18 protein-coding genes are annotated in these 20,943 nt (G+C 43.3%); 14 read left to right on the forward strand and 4 right to left on the reverse strand.

The annotated features are described in order from the left end of the window. The 6 genes from FTU46_RS06560 to FTU46_RS06585 form a co-directional block, all read left to right on the forward strand. On the forward strand, positions 1-417 hold a 417-nt coding region (locus FTU46_RS06560), incomplete at its 5' end, for a transposase family protein (protein ID WP_048882114.1). Next, positions 365-835, forward strand: coding sequence for a transposase family protein (locus FTU46_RS06565; RefSeq protein WP_180104593.1), 471 nt, complete (start codon positions 365-367; stop codon positions 833-835). The genes FTU46_RS06560 and FTU46_RS06565, both read left to right, overlap by 53 nt. A gap of 921 nt (positions 836-1,756) precedes the next feature. Beyond that, positions 1,757-2,197, forward strand: a complete 441-nt coding sequence (locus FTU46_RS06570) for a BLUF domain-containing protein (protein ID WP_004782875.1) — start codon at positions 1,757-1,759, stop codon at positions 2,195-2,197. A gap of 404 nt (positions 2,198-2,601) precedes the next feature. Beyond that, on the forward strand, positions 2,602-3,810 hold the full coding sequence (gene ubiH, locus FTU46_RS06575) for a 2-octaprenyl-6-methoxyphenyl hydroxylase (protein WP_034703738.1): 1,209 nt from the start codon (positions 2,602-2,604) through the stop codon (positions 3,808-3,810). Then, on the forward strand, positions 3,807-5,054 hold the full coding sequence (locus tag FTU46_RS06580) for an FAD-dependent monooxygenase (RefSeq protein ID WP_180104594.1): 1,248 nt from the start codon (positions 3,807-3,809) through the stop codon (positions 5,052-5,054). Before ubiH ends, FTU46_RS06580 begins: the two co-directional genes overlap by 4 nt. Positions 5,055-5,228: 174 nt before the next feature. Next, complete coding sequence (locus FTU46_RS06585; protein ID WP_004782870.1) at positions 5,229-5,480, forward strand: hypothetical protein; 252 nt, start codon at positions 5,229-5,231, stop codon at positions 5,478-5,480. 68 nt (positions 5,481-5,548) lie between these two features. On the opposite strand, the gene rsmI is transcribed toward FTU46_RS06585, so the two are convergent. Beyond that, positions 5,549-6,391, reverse strand: a complete 843-nt coding sequence (gene rsmI, locus FTU46_RS06590) for a 16S rRNA (cytidine(1402)-2'-O)-methyltransferase (protein WP_004782868.1) — start codon at positions 6,389-6,391, stop codon at positions 5,549-5,551. A 10-nt stretch (positions 6,392-6,401) separates the two neighbouring features. Between rsmI and FTU46_RS06595 the strand changes: the two genes are divergently transcribed. From FTU46_RS06595 to FTU46_RS06610, 4 genes are all read left to right on the forward strand, one after another. After that, positions 6,402-7,361 (forward strand): penicillin-binding protein activator, encoded by a 960-nt coding sequence (locus FTU46_RS06595; RefSeq protein ID WP_180104595.1) that lies wholly within the window; start codon positions 6,402-6,404, stop codon positions 7,359-7,361. 9 nt (positions 7,362-7,370) lie between these two features. Then, entirely contained in the window at positions 7,371-7,784 is a 414-nt protein-coding gene (locus tag FTU46_RS06600) for a YraN family protein (protein ID WP_180048115.1), read from the forward strand. Between the two features lie 136 nt (positions 7,785-7,920). Beyond that, positions 7,921-8,613 carry a BON domain-containing protein gene (locus tag FTU46_RS06605; protein WP_180104596.1) on the forward strand — a complete coding sequence of 231 codons (693 nt, stop codon included), beginning with the start codon at positions 7,921-7,923 and terminating at the stop codon, positions 8,611-8,613. Next, complete coding sequence (locus FTU46_RS06610) at positions 8,603-9,481, forward strand: alpha/beta hydrolase (RefSeq protein ID WP_180104597.1); 879 nt, start codon at positions 8,603-8,605, stop codon at positions 9,479-9,481. The genes FTU46_RS06605 and FTU46_RS06610 overlap by 11 nt, the downstream gene beginning before the upstream one ends. 69 nt (positions 9,482-9,550) lie before the next feature. Here the strand turns inward: FTU46_RS06610 and nudC are convergent, their stop codons facing one another. From nudC to dnaQ, 3 genes are all read right to left on the reverse strand, one after another. Further along, a complete protein-coding gene (nudC, locus tag FTU46_RS06615) occupies positions 9,551-10,330 on the reverse strand; it encodes an NAD(+) diphosphatase (RefSeq protein WP_180104598.1) in 780 nt (259 codons plus the stop codon). Then, a complete protein-coding gene (locus FTU46_RS06620) occupies positions 10,330-11,973 on the reverse strand; it encodes a chemotaxis protein (protein WP_180104599.1) in 1,644 nt (547 codons plus the stop codon). Before FTU46_RS06620 ends, nudC begins: the two co-directional genes overlap by 1 nt. A gap of 126 nt (positions 11,974-12,099) precedes the next feature. Next, positions 12,100-13,473, reverse strand: coding sequence for a DNA polymerase III subunit epsilon (gene dnaQ, locus FTU46_RS06625; RefSeq protein WP_180104600.1), 1,374 nt, complete (start codon positions 13,471-13,473; stop codon positions 12,100-12,102). Positions 13,474-13,681: 208 nt separating this feature from the next. On the opposite strand from dnaQ, the gene FTU46_RS06630 reads away from it, so the two are divergent. Genes FTU46_RS06630 through FTU46_RS06645 form a run of 4 tightly spaced genes read left to right on the forward strand, consistent with a single transcriptional unit; the run spans position 13,682 to position 20,909 of the window. Further along, complete coding sequence (locus FTU46_RS06630) at positions 13,682-16,984, forward strand: LysM peptidoglycan-binding domain-containing protein (RefSeq protein ID WP_180104601.1); 3,303 nt, start codon at positions 13,682-13,684, stop codon at positions 16,982-16,984. Positions 16,985-17,000: 16 nt separating this feature from the next. Beyond that, positions 17,001-18,833, forward strand: coding sequence for an extracellular solute-binding protein (locus tag FTU46_RS06635; protein WP_180104602.1), 1,833 nt, complete (start codon positions 17,001-17,003; stop codon positions 18,831-18,833). 22 nt (positions 18,834-18,855) lie between these two features. Beyond that, positions 18,856-19,899 (forward strand): ABC transporter permease subunit, encoded by a 1,044-nt coding sequence (locus FTU46_RS06640; protein WP_180104603.1) that lies wholly within the window; start codon positions 18,856-18,858, stop codon positions 19,897-19,899. Beyond that, positions 19,899-20,909 (forward strand): ABC transporter permease, encoded by a 1,011-nt coding sequence (locus tag FTU46_RS06645; RefSeq protein ID WP_180104604.1) that lies wholly within the window; start codon positions 19,899-19,901, stop codon positions 20,907-20,909. Before FTU46_RS06640 ends, FTU46_RS06645 begins: the two co-directional genes overlap by 1 nt. Positions 20,910-20,943 lie beyond the last annotated feature (34 nt).

Consider the following 20,943-nt stretch of genomic DNA (forward strand, 5'->3'; position numbering starts at 1 on the left):
GCATTCGTGCATAATCTGCGGATGAAATACATCGATTCAAACAAGCTTTCTGATCCTCAGTTCAAGCGATACACAGGCATCTCATGGTCAACTTTCTATTTGATGGTTGAGCAATTGCAGAAGCATGTCTCTGCCAAAGGCAGACCGCCCAAGTTAAGCCTGGAGGATCAGGTTCTGCTCTGTCTAAGCTATTGGCGGGAATACCGAACCTTATTTCACGTTGCGACGAGTTACGGGGTTTCAGAGCCCACAGCCTCAAGAATTGTCCGTCATGTTGAAGACTGCCTGATTCGGTCCAATCTGTTTAATTTACCCAAAGATTTACCCGAGGGCGAAGGCATCGACTGGAATGTTGTGATCGTGGATGCCACGGAAATTCCAATCCAAAGGCCTAAAAAAACAGAAGAAAAGCTATAGCGGCAAGAAAAAGACCCATACCTTTAAAGTACAGGCCATGATTCACTACAAAACTCAGCAAATTCTGAGTTTATGTACCAGTCGTGGTGCAGTGCATGATTTCGAACTCTTCAAACGTAACTTGAATCAGATTCCTGCAGGTGCATTTATCCTTGCGGATAAGGGTTATCAGGGAATTTATACAGTGTATCCAAATAGCTTGTTGCCATTAAAAGCAAAGAAGCGCTGTAAACTAGATTCCGAACTAAAAATCTATAATCAGGAAATCAATAAAAGAAGAATTGGAATTGAGCATGTATTTGGCAGTTTGAAAACCTTCAAAATTCTTGCTGAGCGATATCGCAATCGAGGCAAAAGACTAGCATTAAGATTCAATCTAATTGCTGGAATTTATAACTTGGAGCTGAGTGAAAAATGACTTATGAAAGAAATCTATTGATGAATTAATTCAAAGATCACGTATACATTATTAACTTCACACCAAAATTTGGGAATTTTCTATAAGTAGATGAAAGATATAGGTAGTAGTGATTGCTAAGATTTCTGTTTAGAAACTTCAGTATCATCTTCAAATTTTTAATCATTAAATAATAAAGAACCCCGGCATCCTGCCGGGGTTCTTTGTATTGGTTAGCTTGGTATAACTCCTGTCGTACCTTACTGTCCTTGTGCTTATCTATTGTTATTCTTATGTGGAACTCCCTGTTCCTGATGTAATCATCATATGAAAATTCATTTAACTAAAATAGGGGTAAAGGACTTGAATAGCTGTAAGTCAAAGAGTACAAGATTGATTATTAAATAAGCATGTTTTTGTATCATTTAGAAATTAAAAACAATTACCTTTTAAAAATATTATAAGAAGAGAGGTGTAAGAAAGTACATACTTAATAAGTTGCTTGAGCTCGACTTAGACTGTCGTTTCTAAATTAAACATCGCGACTTTAATCCGTTCCTTCATCTTTGCTATCGTATTCGTAGCACTTGCACTATTGATTGAGAACAAATCGCTGATTTACATTTTTGCTGGCTTGCTGATGTTCTGGCAAAGATAACTGGTGCTCAAATTACATGAGCATTTAGAAAGTAAAAAACTGATACTTGATGGCAGATCTCAAATAGCAAAATTTTGAAGCTTTTTAATATAGAAATATTTGGAAAATGCGTGTTAAAAGCAAGTAGCTGAATTTATATAAAAATTTATTTTATTTTTCAAGTTATTTTACTATTCGATAAATTATTTTGTATCTGATCATAGAAAATTTTTATAAAATCAGTTATATATATTAAACAGAAAAATATTGAGTAATGTACATAATCTAAAATATTGAGGTAGACAATGAGCGACGCAAGACTTTTATATGTTAGTAAGTTGTATGATTGCGAAGATCCAATGAATGATCTATTCAATATTCTGACAGAAGCGTTGAATTTCAATTCACGTAATGCGATTTTTGGGGCTCTGTATTATGGAAATGGTTACTTTGTTCAATGTCTGGAAGGAGATAGGAACAAGATTGAAGATCTGTTCTATAAAAAAATCTTGAAAGATCCTCGACATAAAAATTGTGAAGTTCTGTATTTTGAAGATGTAAATGATCGACTCTTCTCAGACTGGCATATGAAATATGCCAATATCCATCAGGATATTCTTGGATTCTTTGCCGAACATAATCTGGATGAATTCAATCCTTATACCTTGAATGCCGAGACCATTCCTCAATTTATACAGATATTGGCAAGTTTGAATGACCATGCCTATACATTGAAAGCAAGTTAATTCTTACATCATCATGCGATATAAGCTAAAGCTATGTATCGCATGATTTTTTAGAATGAGATTTACTTTAAATAATTGAAATAAAAAATATTTTATAAATTTAAAAACATAAATATCGTTAATTCAAAAAATATATCCAGATATCATCTTCATCATTTCATACCAAGCTTTTAAACCTAACAATTAGTGTAAGATTCTTCTGCTTTTCATCAGGCATACGACACTTCTGTATTTTGAAAAATTTAAGTAGGACGTTCTGGTTAGCTATAAATTAACCACTAGCAGACTTCGCTTCGAAACCGCTACCTAATTTATTATAAAAAAAAAATTTTTTAGGCTAATATAAAATTCATCATGATTATAAGTATCTATGTATATAGATACGATATTAAAAGGATTACAGCATGCAACAAGAAGTCATCATTGTCGGTGGTGGTATGGTCGGCTTGAGTCTCGCGCTGATGTTGGCCAAAACCAATATTGCAGTCAAACTTTTGGAAGCGATTAAATATCCAGATTATGATGATGTAAACCTTGCACCCTATCATTCCAGCTTTGATGCACGTAATAGTGCCTTGTCACGCCGTAGTGTACAGATTTATCAGGAACTTGGGCTTTGGGATGCCTTGCAGGAACATGCAACGCCGATTCTTGAAGTGAATATCACTGAGCAGGGCAGTTTTGGTAAGGCGCGCTTAATTGCAGAACAGGAAAAAGTCGAAAGCTTTGGCCAAGTGATTGAAAATGCCTGGCTAGGTCGTGTGCTATTAACTCAAGTCAAAAAAGAACCTTTAATTGAACTGATTGATGGGGTTCAGGTCAGCTCTCTGACTCAAGATGCTGAGTTTGCTTATCTTGAAGCACAACGTGGTGATGCTTTATTGAAACTTCAATCCAAAGTGGTGATTGCTGCTGATGGGCGTGATTCTTTCTGTCGTAAAGCGCTCGGTATTGGGGCTTCAGAACATGACTATGATCAGGTCGCCATTGTCACTACCGTTCAAACTTCTAAGCCACATAATCATGTCGGCTTTGAACGCTTTAGCCATCTAGGACCATTAGCCTTATTACCACTTCCAGGTGAATATCGTCGTTCTGTAGTCTGGCCTGTGAAAAAAGGAACGGAAGGAGAATGGCTGGGTGAAGAAAATGACCAGCATTTCCTGAACGCCTTACAAGAAACCTATGGCGATCGTGCCGGTAAATTCCAGAAAACAGGTAAGCGCTTCAGTTTTCCATTGTCCCAAGTATTAGCAGAAAAACAGGCTGTGGGCCGCGTGGTCTTGATGGGTAATGCTGCACATACAATTCATCCAGTAGCGGGTCAGGGTTTTAACCTGTGTATGCGAGATGCGCATGTATTGGTGCGCTACCTGAAAGAACAGCAGTCACAAGGTGCAGACTTAGGTGATGCAGCAGTATTACAGGATTATGAAAAATCCCGTTTGAATGACCAGCAAAGAGTGATTAAGTTCTGTGATTCAGTCGTACGTGGATTTAGTAACCAGAATCCATTCTTGAAACTGATCCGTAATACCGGACTGATTGCTTTTGATACCATTCCTGGTATCAAGCCACTGGTCGCTAACTATGCCATGGGGTTAAAAGCATGAGTCTGAATCCAAGTTCTGATGTATTAGATGTTGTCATTGTTGGTGGTGGACTAGTAGGTGGCTTGACCGCTTTATTACTTGCTCAAGGTGGTGTGCAAGCGACTGTTCTGGATGCTGCGCCTATTCTGGATGCAGACAAAACTTTAAGTGTAGCCAATCCGCGGGTTTTGGCGCTAAGTCAGGCGACTATTCATTTATTAAAAACCGTAGGTGTGTGGGAAAAACTTGCACGCCAGCAGCCATATACTGGAATGCAGGTCTGGAATAAAAATGGCTATGGTGAAATTAACTTTGGTCATTCTTCAGAAAGAACACCTTCTGTAGAGCAGGCGCTAGGCTCAATGGTGGAACCGAGTATTCTGAATCTGGCCATCCAGCAAAAGATGCTTGAAGAGGTGCAAGATTACCGCACACAGGTCAAAGTTAGCCGGGTTGAACGTGGAGTAGATGTCTGGATGATTCATCTGGCAGATGGTACCCAGCTCAAAACCAAGCTGGTTATTGGTGCAGATGGCGCGAACTCCTTTGTGCGTGAACAAGCCTTTATTGATATTGATGTACTGGACTATAAACAGGCCGGAATCAGCTGCGCAATTAGAACAGCCCAGCCACATCAGCATGTGGCCCGTCAGATTTTTCTGGAAACTGGTCCTTTGGCTTATCTGCCAATGGCGAGTCTTAAAGAAGAAGAGCAAGGCCACTGGCAATCCATAGTCTGGACATTACCTGATGATTATGCCGATGAGTATGCAGCGCTATCAGATGCTGACTTCACTCAACTATTGACCCGTGAAAGCTATCATATGCTTGGCGAAGTGCTGGAGGCGACACCGCGAGCTAAATTCCCACTCAAAGCTCGTGCTGCACAGCAGTATGTACAAGATGGCTTGGCACTAATTGGTGACGCTGCGCATGTGATTCATCCGCTCGCTGGACAAGGGGTTAATATCGGCTGTCTGGATGCTGCCGTACTCTGTGACGTGTTGCTGCATGACAAAGCGCGTGGAGTGTGGGCCCATGAACAGACCTTGAAACGTTATGAGCATCGCCGTAAAGGCCAGAATGATGCGATGATGCATAGCATGTCGGCGATTGGCTGGATGGAAACTACAGAGCTTTTCCCAGTGGTGTGGGCACGTAATTTCGGGCTGAAACAGGTCGAGCAACAGACAGTCCTGAAAGATGCATTTATGGCTCAGGCGAATGGTTTAAGTTTACTCAAAGATACACGTTATTCAGCCTAGCGGCCGAATGTAAATTTTTTAAACAAACATCTATAAAGAGTAACTATTTTGTTTAAAAAAGATACGATTTTTTGAAAATTAGGGCTAGGCGAAGACCAAAGAGATTGCTAAATTTCAGTTAATTTAAAGCTTGGTTCAATAGATAAAAGCGAAGCCATTTGTGGGGAGAGCAAAATGACAGACGTAAATGATTATGATGATGTAGAAGATCCTGTAATCGACGACGATGAAGCAAAAGCAGCAGAAAAAGGCGCTGCAAGTAGCGAAGAAGTTGTGAATGATACGGACGTATTAGAAGCTGAAACTTTGACTGTAACTGCTAAGCAGAAAAAACGTCAGGCACTTGAAGATGAAATTGCGGCTTTTCTGGCAAGCGGTGGCCGTATTACTGAAGTTCCAGCTGATGAATCCGTTGCAAGAGAATAATTGCACTCAATATTAGTAAATAAAAAAACACCACATTGATTGTGGTGTTTTTTATGGGTAAAGAAAAATTAATCGTTGGCAGAGGTTAGTTCCAAAGCACGTTGATAGGCGATTTTTTTCTTAATCCCGGTCAAATCGGCAGCCAGTTGTGAAGCTGCTTTGACAGACAGATCCTGCAATAAACGCAGTAACAATTTATCCAGTTTTTCCTGATCCAGATCTTTTTCTTCGATAGAACCGCCAATGACCAGTACGATTTCACCTTTTTGCTGGTTATGGTCATTGGCAACAAATTCGACTAATTCACCCAGTGTCATTTTCTTGATAGTTTCAAAGGTCTTGGTAATTTCACGGGCAAAACCGACAGGACGTTCTGCACCGAATACTACTGCCAGATCTTTAACACATTCCAAAATGCGGTGGGGCGCTTCATAGAAAATTAAGGTTTGGGTTTCATCTTTCAGTTTTTCCAGAGTCAAGAGTCGTTGGCTTTGTTTAGACGGTAAAAAGCCTTCAAAGCTGAAACGGTCACTCGGTAAACCTACTGCGCTTAAAGCGGCAATTGCAGCACATGCACCCGGTACAGGAACCACATGAATATTATGTTCTTGCGCAGCACGGACAAACTTGAATCCTGGATCGCTAATCAGTGGCGTGCCTGCATCACTGATCAATGCCATATCTTCACCATTGAGCAGGCGTTGAATCAACTGATCAATCTTGTTGCTTTCATTATGTTCATGACAGGCTGTCAAAGGTGTTTGAATATTAAAGTGTTTAAGTAATTGTGCAGAAGTTCGTGTATCCTCAGCTGCAATAAGACTCACCGATTTCAATACATTAATTGCACGATAACTAATATCATCTAAGTGCCCGATTGGAGTCGCAACAACAAATAACTGAGCACTCATAGGTTTCTCCATGTGGAATAAATCGAATAATAAAAAATGGAAGATTCAAAACAAAATTCTGGGCTTGGGGTTACTGGCCTGCGTCAGCAGCGTACAAGCGGAAGTGCTGATTATTCTACCTGAAACCGGCCCCTTGGCGCGAGCCGCTTCGAGTATCAAGCAAGGATTTCTCAGTGCATATACGGCGTCCGGACAGAAAGTACCATTGAAATGGGTCAATTCAGACCAGAAAAAAATCTCTCAGTTACTCAAACAGCATGTCAGTAAAAAGACGCAAATGGTGATCGGCCCTCTGGCACGTCAGGATGTAGAGCAGCTGGTGCAGACTAAACCCAAGATTCGTACACTGAGTTTGAATGAAACTAGCCTCACGGCCCCAAATATCTGGCAATTTAGCCTGTCGAAAAAAGAAGATGCAGCTGCATTACAGAAGCAGATTGCGCTAGATGGGATTCAGCAACTGTTTGTGCTGCGTCAACCGGGCAGTGAGTCAGAACATGAACTATTGCTAATGTCACTACTTAGCCAGAGTGAGCTGCAACTGGAAATGATCGAGAAGCCGCCATTTTTTCTGAAGAGCAAGCAGGGGATACTATTGCTTGGCAATGCAGACTGGCTGGAATCCTTACATGGTTTAGGACATAAACGGATTTATACAGTCGCAAATGCAATTAATGAACAGCATGTTCCGCCACGAGGCATCAAGTTCTGCGATGTGCCGGTACTTTATTTTGCTAACTGGCCTGATGTGATGCAGGCTCATCAACAGGCACCGGTGAATATGTCCTATCAGCGCTTGATTGCTTTTGGTGGCGATGCCTGGCAAATCACCCAGTATTATTTAAACAATAAAAAAATACGCAATATTGAATTCCAGGGTCGTACTGGAATGATTCGGGTATCGGATCAGGGCATACAACGTACACCATCCTGTTTTCAGCAGAGTGCCAAAGGTCTCAAGGCACTATAAGGGTCAGCGATGCAGAAACGATTAGGTGCATGGGCAGAACAGCAAGCTGCCCAACTGATGCAGCAACAAGACTTTCAGCTCATTGCCAGAAACTGGCATAGCCGCTATGGTGAACTTGATCTGGTCATGCAGCGTGAGCAGGAACTGGTCTTTGTCGAGGTAAAAGCACGAGCTAAAACAGGTTATGCATTGGCTTTTGAATCTGTTTCCTCTGCCAAGCAACGAAAAGTCCTACAAACGGCTGTATGTTTTATTCAAAAAAATCCACAGTTTGCACATTATTACTATCGTTTTGATGTGATTTGTTTTGATTTTAATCGGTATTTTGCAAAAACCATACAGCATGATTTTTCTCAATACCCTTATGATCTGCACTGGTTTGAAAATGCTTTTACTTTTGATCAAGAGTTTATTAATCTTTGAATAAAATAAGATCTGATGCGGCAGATAAAATTTGCAGCATCATGGGAAAGTTCAAGTATGATGAAGAATATCTGACCTTGAAAAACCAGATTATTATATTGAAATAAGACTGATTAAAATTAAGGAGTCTTGCTGAGTGGTTAAGCGTATTGCAATAACAATGCTGTGTGTCGCAAGTTTATCGGGTTGTGCCAGCTTTATTTCTAGCGGTACTGGTACGGCTCCTGTAGGTACCGAAAATGGAGCTCGGACGCTAGGACAGGTATTTATCGATTCTTCTATTGTACGTACTGCAAAAATTAATCTTTATAAACTGGATTCACGTTTTAAACAGTCAAGGGTCAATATTGAAAGCTTCCATGGTAATGTCCTGTTGACCGGGCAGGTGCCGGATGCGCATCTCAAGCAATTGGCAGAAGATAATGTCAAATCCATGAGTGATGTCAGAGCGGTGCATAACTTTATCACTGTGGGTAACCAGAGCAGCTACACTACGATCATGCAGGATACCGCCGTGACGGCGAATACCCGTGGCCTGATTATGAAAGCACCGGTGGTGTCTGACAGCAAAGTGCATGTGCATACTGAAGATGGTGTACTGTATGTGATGGGACGTCTGAACAGTGCTGAAATCGATGACCTGAATCAGGTGCTGCAACAAGTGGGGAATATCACTAAAATTGTCACGCTCATCGACAACGTGGATCAGCGCTCTGGTTATAATACTAACCAGAATTTTGCAGCGCCTGTATCTTATGCACAGTCGGGTGTTGAACAGACTCCAGTCGCTATTGATCCTGATACAGTTGAACCGACTGATGTTCCATAAGGTTGGTCAATTTAAAACGCAGTTGTCAGATCAGATCCTTGAAGTCCAACAACGTTATAAAGATTTCCGGATCTATGATTTTGGCAGTTATGCGCTGAACCGTTTAACCCCAAAACAGGGTTATAGTGTTGAAACCCAGTTAGCCTATGGCTTAAAAGCCCGTCAACGTTTTGATCTGTTTTTAAGCCATCAGCCATTAGCGCATCGCCCCCTGATTATCTTTGTCCATGGGGGTGCCTGGCTGCATGGTGATAAAAAGGATTACTACTTCATTGGCGAGGCCTTTGCCAAAGAAGGCTATGATGTGGTGGTGATGAATTATCATCTAGCGCCTGAATACATTTTTCCAATCTATATTAATGACCTGCATTTGTTGCTAAATCATTTGCAACAGCATGCAGACCAGTTAAATGTTTCTACGGAAAATCTGGTCTTGATGGGGCATTCAGCCGGGGCATTTAATGTCATGTCAGCGCTATACCATCCACAAAAGGCCATGATTGAGCGGGAACAGATCCGCGCCATTATTGGACTGGCAGGTCCTTATCATTTTGACTATAAAGATGATCCGATCTGTGCCGATGCTTTTGACCAGTCGATTCCATATCAGCAGGTCATGCCATATTATTTTGTGGAAAATACCTCCACCAAACATTATCTGTTCATGGCAGAGCGGGACAATATTGTCGGTCATTTCAACAGTCAGGATCTGGACCGGGTTTTAAAAGACCATGGCAATCATAGTGAGCTGATTACCATTCCGAAACTGGGTCATATTACGATGATCGGTTCATTGTCCAGTTTGTTTAGCCGGTTCTTTGAAACCAAGCCGCGTGTGATGTGGGCGCTAGAAGATGCTTTCAAGTGAAGATCTGTGATCGTGGTAATTCCCATAAAAAAGCCCGGTATAAAAACCGGGCTTTTTTAATTGAAAACCTTAGAGCCATTTACGGGTATCATCTGCGACCGGTGTACCTTGAGTCACATGCATGATCATGGCATGGGCAATACTGCCTTTAAATGGAATTTCCGGCAGCTGATCAAATTTAAAGAATTTCGCGTCGCTAATTTCTTCTTTCTGCAATTGCAGCTCACCGCCAGTATATTCTGCTTTGAAGGCAATCATCAAATTACTCGGGAAGGGCCACGGCTGACTAGCCAGATACTGAATATTTTTCACTTTCAAGCCGACTTCTTCCAGCGTCTCGCGACGTACCGCTTCTTCCAGCGTTTCCCCAACTTCGACAAATCCGGCAATCAGACCATACATCTGGCTTTTGGTATTACGTGCATTTTTGGCCAGCAGAATCTCATCTTCACCGCGGGTAATCACAGTAATCACACAAGGTTGCACCCTTGGATACTGATGATAATGGCAAGCTGGGCAAACCATGGCATATTCAACAGCATGGACTTCAGTCGGGGTGCCACAGTGGCTACAGAACTTGTGATTCCGGCGCCATTCCAAGAGTTGCACAGCACGACTGGCCTGTTCAAATTGCTGAACATTCCAAAACTGTAATAATTGACGGATTGGAACCAGTTGCAAGCCTTCAGGAATCGGCTCATCTGGAAGAAGATCACGGGCAACCACCTGATCACCCGGATTCAGCAGCAAATCACTTGCCAGAGCTTCAACTTGAGGCAGTTGAAAGTGTTGATCGACCAGCAACTGTTGCTGCTGGAAAATATAAGCAAGTGACAATTTTTTAGACATTAGGCAACGATTTTCAGTTTCTCACTACTGTCTAATGCTACCTTAAACATGGACTGTAATACAGGCTGTTTGTTCTTTAAGTTGTCGATCATCATGTCGGCACTAGCCAATGCATCCAGCGCATAATGAATTTCTGCTGGTGTTAATGCAACCGACTGTTCAATACGGTTTTTAATGAACAGGGCAGTTGTATTGAATGCAGCTTTCACATGTTCAGCATTCAGGAACAGCATGGCACCGCCAATTTCACAGAACTGGATGGGTACAGGTTCGAGTTTGGTCAGATCTTGATCCTGCAGATAATCAGTCAGAATCTGGCTAGACAATTCAATCAATGCTTTGGTTTCATTTAACAAAGCGTTATGTGCTTCGTCCAGACGATCCAGCGAGATATTCATGTTATTCACACGTAGCTGCAAGCGGCTCGAAGTATGGTGACGTTCCAATACACCAATCGAGTTCATTGCGGATAAAATCACATTCATCAACTGCTGGGCAAAAGACTCATCTTTCAGAATATCTGCCTGGCTGAGTGAAGCTGCCTGACGGTTTAAATCATGATAGGCTTCGTTCAGGTTCAGAACCTTGAAGATATTGGCCAAGCTATTCAGCTGAGTCTGAAGTTCCTGAGTTTTTTCAGGTGTCATGTGCTGATAGTTATATTCGATATCATTGCGGATCTGGGTCATTTCCACAGTCACCAGTTCGCTAATGGTGTGCATGGTTTCGAAGTCCGGACCATACAGATGACGGCTGAACACCTGAAGCTGCATATCTGTCAGTAGATCATCACCAATATTCAGCTGGCTACGGATTTGCTGTGCAGTTGCATCTTCCTGACTAATACATAAGCTTAATACATTTGCCAGATCGGACAGAGAGGCTTTGAAGCTGTCGGCTGAACTAAAGTACTGCGCCATGTTGCGTTCAATACTGATTAAAGTACGTAAACGTGGTTCATTGATGAGCAGGTGATCAATATTATCAAAAGCAACATGCACCAGATGCCAGTATTGCTTGCTTGGATGATTTGCTGAAAGACCTGCCAGATAAGTACCGACCAGTTTGATCGCTTGCAGGTCCATCTCGCTTTCTTCCTGTTTCAGCAGTTTGTTAAGAGACAGCTTGTACAGGCGTTGCACATATTTGGATTTTTCCAGACCTGGTACTTGGGGTAACTGGAAGTCAGGGGTAATCAGGTCAAGCAAAGGTTCAATATGCTGACCTTCAGTGGTTAATGGTTTACCAAGCGCTAGTTCCAGACGGTTCAGGGTATCGAGCAGGAACTGTGGAATTTTCACTTCACGCAAGCAGATAAATTCGATATAGCGTTTCAGCATGGTGGTGCCTTCACTCAATGCGATCACATCCTGAGTGTTGACCTGCGCCGGATTCCCCATAATCTTGCGCATCAGTTCTGCTGAATATTGTGCAATTTGTGCCAGATTCGGCATATCAATCAGTGCCAGTACCTGTGCACATTGTTCGAACTGATTTAATGCATCGTCAATGCCAAAAGGTAAAGTTTGATCTTCTACCAAGGTGCTTACTGCTGATTCGACTAACTTGATCGAGTTATCAACCTCATTTTTTATTATCAGTAAAGCTGTTGGATCAAAATGTATAGAGGTTTGGTAAGACATGGATCTGCACCTTTCCTTGAGTATTATCTATATATGAGCCCCGCTTTATCGGACGGGGCCTCTTTGGAATTACTATAACTGAAGAACTGTATTTTAAAAGCGAAATTACTGCTTGAAATTTAGATTTTATTTGGCAAAAAGGCAAGGCGTTCCATGCTTTTCTTCAAATTGTTTGACCCATTTCTCATGTTCGGCAAGTTCTTCATCTGATGGAAGAATCACAGGCAATTCAATTTCGATTTTTACAGTGCCTGAACTGCCGCCTTGTTCTTCGGTATGTGACAGGGCATCCATATCAAAAGAGACCTGTCCACCGGTCATGGCCAGATAAACATCGGACAGAATTTCCGCATCGAGCAAGGCACCGTGGAAGGTACGGTCACGCTGTGGAATTTCATAACGACGGACGAGGGCGTCCAGAGAGTTTTTCTGTCCCGGATGCTTGGATTTGGCCATTGCCAGGGTATCGGTCACTTCACAAACTTCAGAAAGCGCGACAAAACCTGCGCGCTTGAATTCCATATCCAGGAAGTTCATATCGAAGGTCGCGTTATGCGCAATAATTTCGGCACCTTGCAGATAGTCAAACAATACCTGTGAGATTTCCTCAAACAGCGGCTTGTCTTGCAGGAACTCGTCGGTAATACCGTGGACATTCACCGAATCGCCAACCGGTTTTTTCGGATTGATATAAATATGGATTGAGCTGCCGGTAAGTTTCCGGTTAATCATTTCGATCGCACCCACCTCAATGATCCGGTCACCATCCTGATAATAGAAACCGGTGGTTTCCGTATCCAGAATCAATTGACGAGGGCCATGCAGCTCTAAGGTCGGCGGTGTAATCACAATTTGCGGATGTAACTCGATTGGATCTGAAGCGACTGAAGCGGATTCATCGGTATTTTCTGTTGTTTCCAAATTTTCAGTCTGTTCCATTTCTTCTTCAGCCATTTCCATGCTCTCTTCGAGTTCTTCTTCACTATCGACAAGATCCAGCCCGAAAGGGTCGTCTAGAAGCCAGTCAGGTTCAGATTTTTTTTTATTTTCAGTGATTGCAGTCACTGATTTGGATTTTTTCAAGGTTTCATCTGCGCCTTGGTTGGCCAGTTGATCGGCCATTTCATTGCCAGGATGTCCGGCATGGCCTTTGACCCAGTGCCATTCAATATCGCGGCTTTGACAGGTGGCATCCAGTTTTTGCCATAGATCCGGATTTTTAACGTCTTTCCAGTTTTTCTTTTTCCAGCCATGAATCCATTCGGTAATGCCTTGTTTGACATAATTGGAATCGGTATAAATGACCAGCTTGGCATCTTTCGGACAGAACTGGATGCCTTCGATCGCCGCGGTCAGCTCCATGCGATTATTGGTGGTATGATCTTCGCCACCGCAAATTTTGTGTTCCTGCTGTTCGGTAATTATGTACGCACCCCAACCGCCTAAACCCGGGTTGCCGCGACAGGCGCCATCAACATATAGCGTGATAGTGTGAGACATAAATTAAAATCCGATCAAAAAAGAACTTGCTGAAGCGGATATTGTATAACGCAAATACGCTTGATGCGTCTAGATGCACCAGTTTTTTTAATTTCTTGTAACATTTAACGTGAAATCGGGGTAAATTAATGCCTTGTGTCCACGACATGCTTCACTACAATGGCATATCTAAAAAATAAATTTATATACGAATTGTTTGGATTTCTTTATGTATAAACCAACCGCAATTTTGTGGCAGCCCGCATTACCAGCATTTTTAAAATTTTCTGTACTTGGAACGGCTCTCGCTTCCTTGGGACTGACGGGCTGTTCTTCTACACAAAGTGCGACCCAGAAAGCGTCAAGCAAGCAGGTTGGCTCACAATATCTAGATGCAAGCAGTTTGGATGGGCTGGAAGATTTACTTTCTGCAACGGATATGCGTGCGGTTGAAGGTGATCGCTTACTGATTTTGAAGCATGGTGATATCTGGAAACGGATGACCGTGGGTTTCAAGATGGATCTGAATACCTGGAATCCGCGTATTGATGCACAGCGTGGCTGGTTTATTTCCCGTCAGCCGTATCTGGACCGCCTGAGTGCCCGTGCATCACGCTATTTATATTATACGGTGAAAGAAGCAGAGCGTCGTGGCATGCCTACGGAACTGGCTTTATTACCGATTATTGAAAGTTCTTATGACCCGGCGGCGACCAGCAGTGCAGCAGCGGCAGGTTTATGGCAGTTTATTCCGAGTACTGGCCGTATTTATGGTCTGAAACAAACCTCACTTTACGATGGCCGTCGTGATGTCGTTGAGTCGACCCGTGCGGCTTATGAGTTTCTAGGCAGCCTATATAACCAGTTTGGTTCGTGGGAATTGGCTTTGGCCTCTTATAATGCCGGTCCAGGCCGTATCCAGCAGGCGATTAACCGTAATAAGGCTGCAGGTTTACCTACCGATTACTGGTCCTTGAAACTGCCTCAGGAAACCATGAACTATGTACCGCGCTTCCTGGCAGTTGCACAGATTGTGAAAAATCCGGGTACTTATGGCGTGAGTTTGCCACCGATTGCCAACCGTCCTCACTTTCGTGAAGTGACTGTGGGTGCAGCCAATTTAAATGAGATTGCATCGATTACGGGTTTAAGCCGTGCTGAACTGTATCAGCTTAACCCGGGACATCGTGGTGACCGTATTGATCCTGAAAGTCCACGCCGTATTTTGATTCCGGCTGACTTAAGTCCATCGATTGATGAAAAACTGAAAAAACTGCAGTCGAGCTCAAGCGGCTTATGGGCAGGTACTGTCAGTAACTCGCCTAAAACGACCACTACAGTAGCTCCAAAGCCAGCTGTAGCACCAGCATCAACCAGTACCACCATCGTACCTGCCAAGCAGACACCACCGGTGCTTGCCACTACGACTGCTAAGACTGCAACAGCGACCAAAGCTCCAACTACGACAACCACATCTAAACCAACTACGACTACACCAGCAGCAATTTCTACCACGACGACACCAAATTTAACTGCACAAACCACCAAACGGGTCAGCACACCACGTGGTTCCGAAGCACTTGCTGAATTTGCTGCAAAAAGTGAATTGCCTATTCCAAGCGCGCCACGTATTCCGGTTGCTGTGACGCCAGTGGCTTCGGTGAAGCCTATCCAGGTCGAGCCACCAATTACCGCAGCTGAACGTCAGCAAATCCAGAAAGTGGTGTCAGCAGAAGAAATTAATAAGACCGTGGATGAGCTTTTACAACCTGTGGCGACTGCAGCTGAACAGGCACAGGTCATTGAAGAGCTCAAAGCATTGGCACCTGCAGGTACAGAAATAGTTGACCCTTATGATGGCAAGATCAAACTGACTGCAATTCAGACCAGTCAGTCTATTGCCGAGCAGCAGGGCAAGGAGCTGACCAAAGGATTCTCATATCCGAAAGAAGTCGCTGTAAACACCAGTGCAGATTCAGTTGAAGCCCGACTCAATCAGGGCAAAAACTATGTAAAAACTGATTCAGAAGTCGTGGTTGTGGCACCGAAAGGTAAGCGCAGTACCTATAAGGTTTTACCGGGTGATAACCTGGCATTGATTGCAGCCAAAAATGGCGTGAACTGGCGTGATGTCGCGAAATGGAACCAGATTGATCCAAACTCTACATTATATGTGGGCACCACAATTTATCTCTATGATGCCAAGCCCGTGCAGGAAGCACCGAAAGCTAAAGAGAAACCGGAAAGCTATGTGGTTCAGGCCAATGATTCTTTGACCAGCGTTGCCAGCCAGTTCGGCCTGAGCGTTAAACAGTTGGCTGATTATAATGATCTGAGTACGACCAGCGGTTTATTTGTTGGGCAAAAGCTTTCCCTGAAAGAAAGTGCCAGCAAAGCGAAAGCTGAAGACAGTAAAAAAGCCGAAACTGCCAAAGTTCAGACCAAGTCCTATACCGTTAAACGTGGTGAGTATCTGAAATTGATTGCAGATCGCTACGCATTGTCGAATGCAGAACTTGCTGCACTAACTCCGGGTTTAACTGCGGGTAGCAGTTTGATGGTCGGACAGAAGATTAATGTTCCTCTTAATGAAGTTGAAGAACTGACTGCGAGCAGTAAGAAAACCGAAAAAGTCGAACAGAAGTTTGAGAACGTTAAGGTTGATCATACGCCAACAGAAAACTATCAGGTCAAACGTGGTGAAACCCTGTACAGCATTGCCAATCAAAGTAAATTGACGGTATCTGAACTGGCAGCGTTAAATGGCCTGTCTGCAAACAGCGGCTTACGCATTGGTCAAACCATCAAGATTCCAGCTGGTAGTCAGGTTCCTGACAGTTATACGGTTCAATCGGGTGATACACTGACCGGGATTGCAGCAAAATATAATCTGTCGATGGATCAAATTGCTAACCTGAACAATATTTCCCGTAGTGCCAATCTGCGTGTGGGTCAGCATCTGAAATTATCTGGCAGTCCTGAACCTGTGCAGGAAGTGGTCACCGAGACTCAGGAAAAAAATGTCAAATCAGATACTCACATCGTGAAATCTGGTGAAACCTTAAGCTCGATTGCCCGCCAATATCATCTGCAATTACGTTATCTGGCAGACTTGAATGGTTTGAATACCAATAGCAATGTGCGGATTGGACAGCGTTTAAAAATTAATGAAGATATTCAGATCGCCAAAAAAGAGCCGGTAGTGAAAGTCGCAACAAAATCTGCATCTTCTAAGGCGACAGAATCCTATACGGTAAAATCCGGGGAATCTCTGATTGCGATTGCCAATCGTGTAGGAGTACCCGTTACTGATCTGGCGAGCCTGAACAATCTTAGTCCACGTGCCGGTTTACGTGTGGGCCAAACGCTTCAGCTTCCAAAGCTGGTCACTGAATACAAGGTGAAGCGTGGCGATACCTTGATCGGCCTGGCATCCCGTTATGGTATGGCAACCAATGAACTGGCAGAAATGAATGAACTGAAACCCAATACTCAATTGCGTATTGGTGATGTGATTAAGGTTCCAAACTAATTTCTGGATCGTGAAATTGTTTAATCCCGTCCATATCTTATGGATTCTTGCTGCCCCCTGGATCATCAGTTCCAGCGGGGCAGCAGTCATTACGACGCCTTATATTGCACTGCATAGTGTACCCAAATATGCACAGGCTAAATCTCTGCCTTATGCCAATCCGCAAGCGCCCAAAGGCGGTATTCTTATTCAGGCAGCTGATGGCAGTTTTGATAATCTGAACAGCATGAATGGTAAGGGGAATGTCACTGAAGGGGTTAATTATATTTTTGACAGCCTCATGTCAAAATCCCTGGATGAACCCGGCGTCTATTATCCTTTGCTGGCGGAGAAAGTCAGTTTTGACCCAAAGCAGACCGCTTATATTATTTTCCATTTAAATCCTAAAGCCAGATTCAGTAATGGTCAGCCAGTGACGGCTAAGGATGTGAAATACAGTTTTGATCTGTACCAGACCCAGTCTAATTTCGGCTTGCAGATGTATCTGGCAGATATTAAAAAAACCGAAGTCCTGTCACCTTCAAAAGTTAAGATCAGTTTTAGGTCTCGCCATAATCCGGAAATGGCGATGATTGTGACGCAAATGCCGATCTATTCTCAGCAGGAGTGGCAAAAGCGCAACTTCAAGGACATTAACCTGAAACCGATCTTGGGTTCTGGGCCTTATGTGATTGAACGCATTGATGCAGGACGTAGTATTTCCTATAAACGTAATCCTCATTACTGGGGCAAAGATCTGCTGGTCAATCGTGGGCGTTATAATTTTGATCGCATACAGTATCGCTATTATCGTAGTCCGGAAATCAAGTTTGAGGCTTTTAAATCGGGACAGTTTACGCTACATGAGGAAAAACAGGTTAATCGCTGGGTAGGTGATTATCGCTTTCCTGCGGTACAGCAAGGCCAGATCAAAACCTATCGTTTTCACCATCACAATCCGATTCCTACACAAAGCCTGATTTTTAATACCCGGCGTCAGCCCTTTGCTAATATCTGCTTCCGGCAAGCTTTAACTCTGGCCTATGATTTTGAATGGCTAAATAAAGCCTTGTTTCATGGAGAATATCAGCGTCTGAACAGCTTTTTTAGTAATAGTGAACTGGCATCTACAAGCAAGCCGAGTGCTCAGGAGCTGAAAATATTACAACCAAATTTATCTAAATTGCATCCGGTGCAACGTCAGGCGGTATTACAGGATTGGCATTATCCGCAATCAGATGCCTCCGGGTTTAACCGCAAAAATTTATTACAGGCGCGACAAATTTTATTGAATGCCGGTTACCGTTATCAGCAGGGGAAACTGGTGACTGCTCAAGGTAAACCTGTACAGATTGAATTTCTGTTGCATCAGGCTGAACAGCAGCGTCATCTGATGCCTTATCTACGGCATTTGAAACGTTTAGGAATTCAGGCTCACATTCGGATGGTGGAAACGGCTCAGTATTATGAGCGACTAAGAAATTATCAGTTTGATATGATTATGGATACCATGCCGCAATCGCTGACACCGGGGCAGGAACAGAAACAGTTTTGGGGCAGTGAGGCGGCACGTCAGCCTGGCAATTATAATTATGCCGGTATTCAAAATCCGGTGATTGATCGGGTAATTGATCAGGTGGTTCAGGCACAAAGCCGGGAGCAGCTGATTTATAGTACCCGAGCTTTAGACCGTTTATTGCGAGCCGGTTATTATCATATTCCGACCTATGGTACGGGTGAATACTGGTATGCTTACTGGAATATGTATCGGCAGCCCAAGATCAAGCCCAAGCTTTCTGCGGGTATTGATTACTGGTGGGTGGATACGGCTAAAGCCAGACAAGTGGCACCGTACTTAAAATATCGCTAGGTTTTCAGCTTTGGGGAGTGCCATGAGCACTTATATCGTCAAACGTTTGCTTCTTATGATTCCGACATTATTGATGGTTTTACTGATCAATTTTGTGGTGATTCAGCTTGCACCGGGTGGTCCAGTGGAACAGGCTATCTATCAGTCACAGCATGCAAATAATTTGGCGATCGGTGGCTTACAATATCAGGGACAGCAAGGCCTGACCCCTGAAATGCTGGAACAGATCAAGATTCAGTATGGATTTGATCAACCGGTTCATTTACGGTTCTGGGAAATGTTAAAAAGCTATGCTCAGTTTGATTTGGGCCAGAGCTTTTTTAAAGGCCAAGCTGTGACTGAACTGATCTGGGAAAAACTGCCAGTTTCACTGTCTCTAGGTTTCTGGAGTACCTTGCTCATTTATCTGGTCTCTATTCCTCTTGGCATCCAGAAAGCCAAAAAGCATGGCAGTCTGTTTGATCAAACTACGTCTTTGCTGCTGGCTGTGGGCTATGCCATTCCAGCCTTTATCTTTGCCATTTTGCTGATTGTATTTTTTGCAGGTGGTTCCTATCTGCAATGGTTTCCTTTACAAGGGTTAAGCTCGGAAAATTTTGATGAATTATCTTTCTTTGGAAAAATTCGAGATTATTTCTCGCATATGGCTTTGCCATTGCTGGCCATGGTGCTCGGTGGTTTTGCAAGGCTAACTTATCTGGTGAAATTTTCCTTTATGGAAGAGCTCAGTAAACAATATGTGCTGGCAGCAAGAGCGAAGGGACTACAGGACAGAGCAGTGCTCTACCGGCATGTACTGCGCAATGCAGTGCTGGTGTTGATCGCTGGATTGCCAGAAGCTTTGCTCGGTATTTTATTTGTCGGGAACCTGTTTATTGAAATCATCTTTAATCTGGATGGTTTGGGCATGCTGGGATTTGAAGCGATTCTGCAGCGGGATTATCCGGTCATTTTTGGAACCTTGTTTATTTTTACCTTATTGGGTTTAGTGTTGCGTTTGATCAGTGATGTGCTGTATCGGGTAATTGATCCCCGGATTCATTTCGATTCGCGAGGATTGAAATAATGTCACCAATGCTACGCGCCAGCCTGCAACGTTTTAAAAATAATAAAACCGGATTTGCCTGCTGCATTGCCTTTGTCATTATTTTTATCTTGTCACTTGGTGCTGAGCTGATCGCTAACGATAAGCCTTTACTGATCAAGTATGAGGACTCCTATTATCTGCCAGTAATAAAGTCATATCCTGAAACGACTTTTGGGGGTGTCTTTGAAACTGAAGCCGAGTATCAGGATCCTGCGGTACAGCAGCTGATTAATGCCAAAGGCTGGGCAATCTGGCCGGTGATCCGCTTCGGCTATGACACACCCAATTTGGCACTCGATATTCCAGTACCTTCACCTCCAAGCAGGCAAAATTGGCTAGGAACAGATGATCAGGGACGGGATGTGCTGGCACGGATTCTATATGGCTTGCGTATTTCCTTGCTGTTTGGCTTTGCACTGACTTTGCTGTCGGCAGGATTAGGTATGCTGGTCGGTGCAGTTCAAGGCTATTATGGTGGCTGGATTGACCTGATCGGGCAACGTGCACTTGAGGTCTGGAGCAGCCTGCCGATGCTGTTTATGGTCATGATTCTGGTCAGTGTGTTTAGTCCGAATATTTACTGGCTATTTGTGATCATGCTATTTTTTGGCTGGACAACACTGGTGTCGATGGTGCGCGCTGAATTTTTACGGGCCAGAAATCTGGAATATGTCTGGGCAGCGAAAAGTATTGGTGCAGGGCATGGCCGGATCATGTTCAGGCATATTTTACCCAATGTGATGGGTTCCAGTTTCTCACAACTACCTTTCATGCTGACTGCCAATATCAGCGCACTAACTGCACTGGACTTTTTAGGTTATGGTTTGCCGCCTGAAACCGCTTCTTTAGGGGAACTATTGCTACAGGGTAAAAATAATCTCAATGCGCCGTGGTTGGCTTTATCCGGGTTTCTGATTTTAGCCATTGTCTTGTCTTTACTCATCTATATCGGTGAAGCCATCCGGGATGCTTTCGATCCCAAAATTTAAAATGATTTTTTAAGACTGATTTAATATCTACAAA

Source organism: Acinetobacter sp. YH12108 (genome assembly GCF_013419055.1).
Classification (GTDB): Bacteria; Pseudomonadota; Gammaproteobacteria; order Pseudomonadales; family Moraxellaceae; genus Acinetobacter.

What these genes read in the sequence shown, in the direction of transcription:
- FTU46_RS06565 (WP_180104593.1), top strand. Translation starts at nt 365, where the DNA reads ATGCCACGGAAATTCCAATCCAAAGGCCTAAAAAAACAGAAGAAAAGC.
- FTU46_RS06570 (WP_004782875.1), top strand. Translation starts at nt 1,757, where the DNA reads ATGAGCGACGCAAGACTTTTATATGTTAGTAAGTTGTATGATTGCGAA.
- ubiH (WP_034703738.1), top strand. Translation starts at nt 2,602, where the DNA reads ATGCAACAAGAAGTCATCATTGTCGGTGGTGGTATGGTCGGCTTGAGT.
- FTU46_RS06580 (WP_180104594.1), top strand. Translation starts at nt 3,807, where the DNA reads ATGAGTCTGAATCCAAGTTCTGATGTATTAGATGTTGTCATTGTTGGT.
- FTU46_RS06585 (WP_004782870.1), top strand. Translation starts at nt 5,229, where the DNA reads ATGACAGACGTAAATGATTATGATGATGTAGAAGATCCTGTAATCGAC.
- rsmI (WP_004782868.1), bottom strand. Translation starts at nt 6,391, where the DNA reads ATGAGTGCTCAGTTATTTGTTGTTGCGACTCCAATCGGGCACTTAGAT.
- FTU46_RS06595 (WP_180104595.1), top strand. Translation starts at nt 6,402, where the DNA reads ATGTGGAATAAATCGAATAATAAAAAATGGAAGATTCAAAACAAAATT.
- FTU46_RS06600 (WP_180048115.1), top strand. Translation starts at nt 7,371, where the DNA reads ATGCAGAAACGATTAGGTGCATGGGCAGAACAGCAAGCTGCCCAACTG.
- FTU46_RS06610 (WP_180104597.1), top strand. Translation starts at nt 8,603, where the DNA reads ATGTTCCATAAGGTTGGTCAATTTAAAACGCAGTTGTCAGATCAGATC.
- nudC (WP_180104598.1), bottom strand. Translation starts at nt 10,330, where the DNA reads ATGTCTAAAAAATTGTCACTTGCTTATATTTTCCAGCAGCAACAGTTG.
- FTU46_RS06620 (WP_180104599.1), bottom strand. Translation starts at nt 11,973, where the DNA reads ATGTCTTACCAAACCTCTATACATTTTGATCCAACAGCTTTACTGATA.
- dnaQ (WP_180104600.1), bottom strand. Translation starts at nt 13,473, where the DNA reads ATGTCTCACACTATCACGCTATATGTTGATGGCGCCTGTCGCGGCAAC.
- FTU46_RS06630 (WP_180104601.1), top strand. Translation starts at nt 13,682, where the DNA reads ATGTATAAACCAACCGCAATTTTGTGGCAGCCCGCATTACCAGCATTT.
- FTU46_RS06640 (WP_180104603.1), top strand. Translation starts at nt 18,856, where the DNA reads ATGAGCACTTATATCGTCAAACGTTTGCTTCTTATGATTCCGACATTA.
- FTU46_RS06645 (WP_180104604.1), top strand. Translation starts at nt 19,899, where the DNA reads ATGTCACCAATGCTACGCGCCAGCCTGCAACGTTTTAAAAATAATAAA.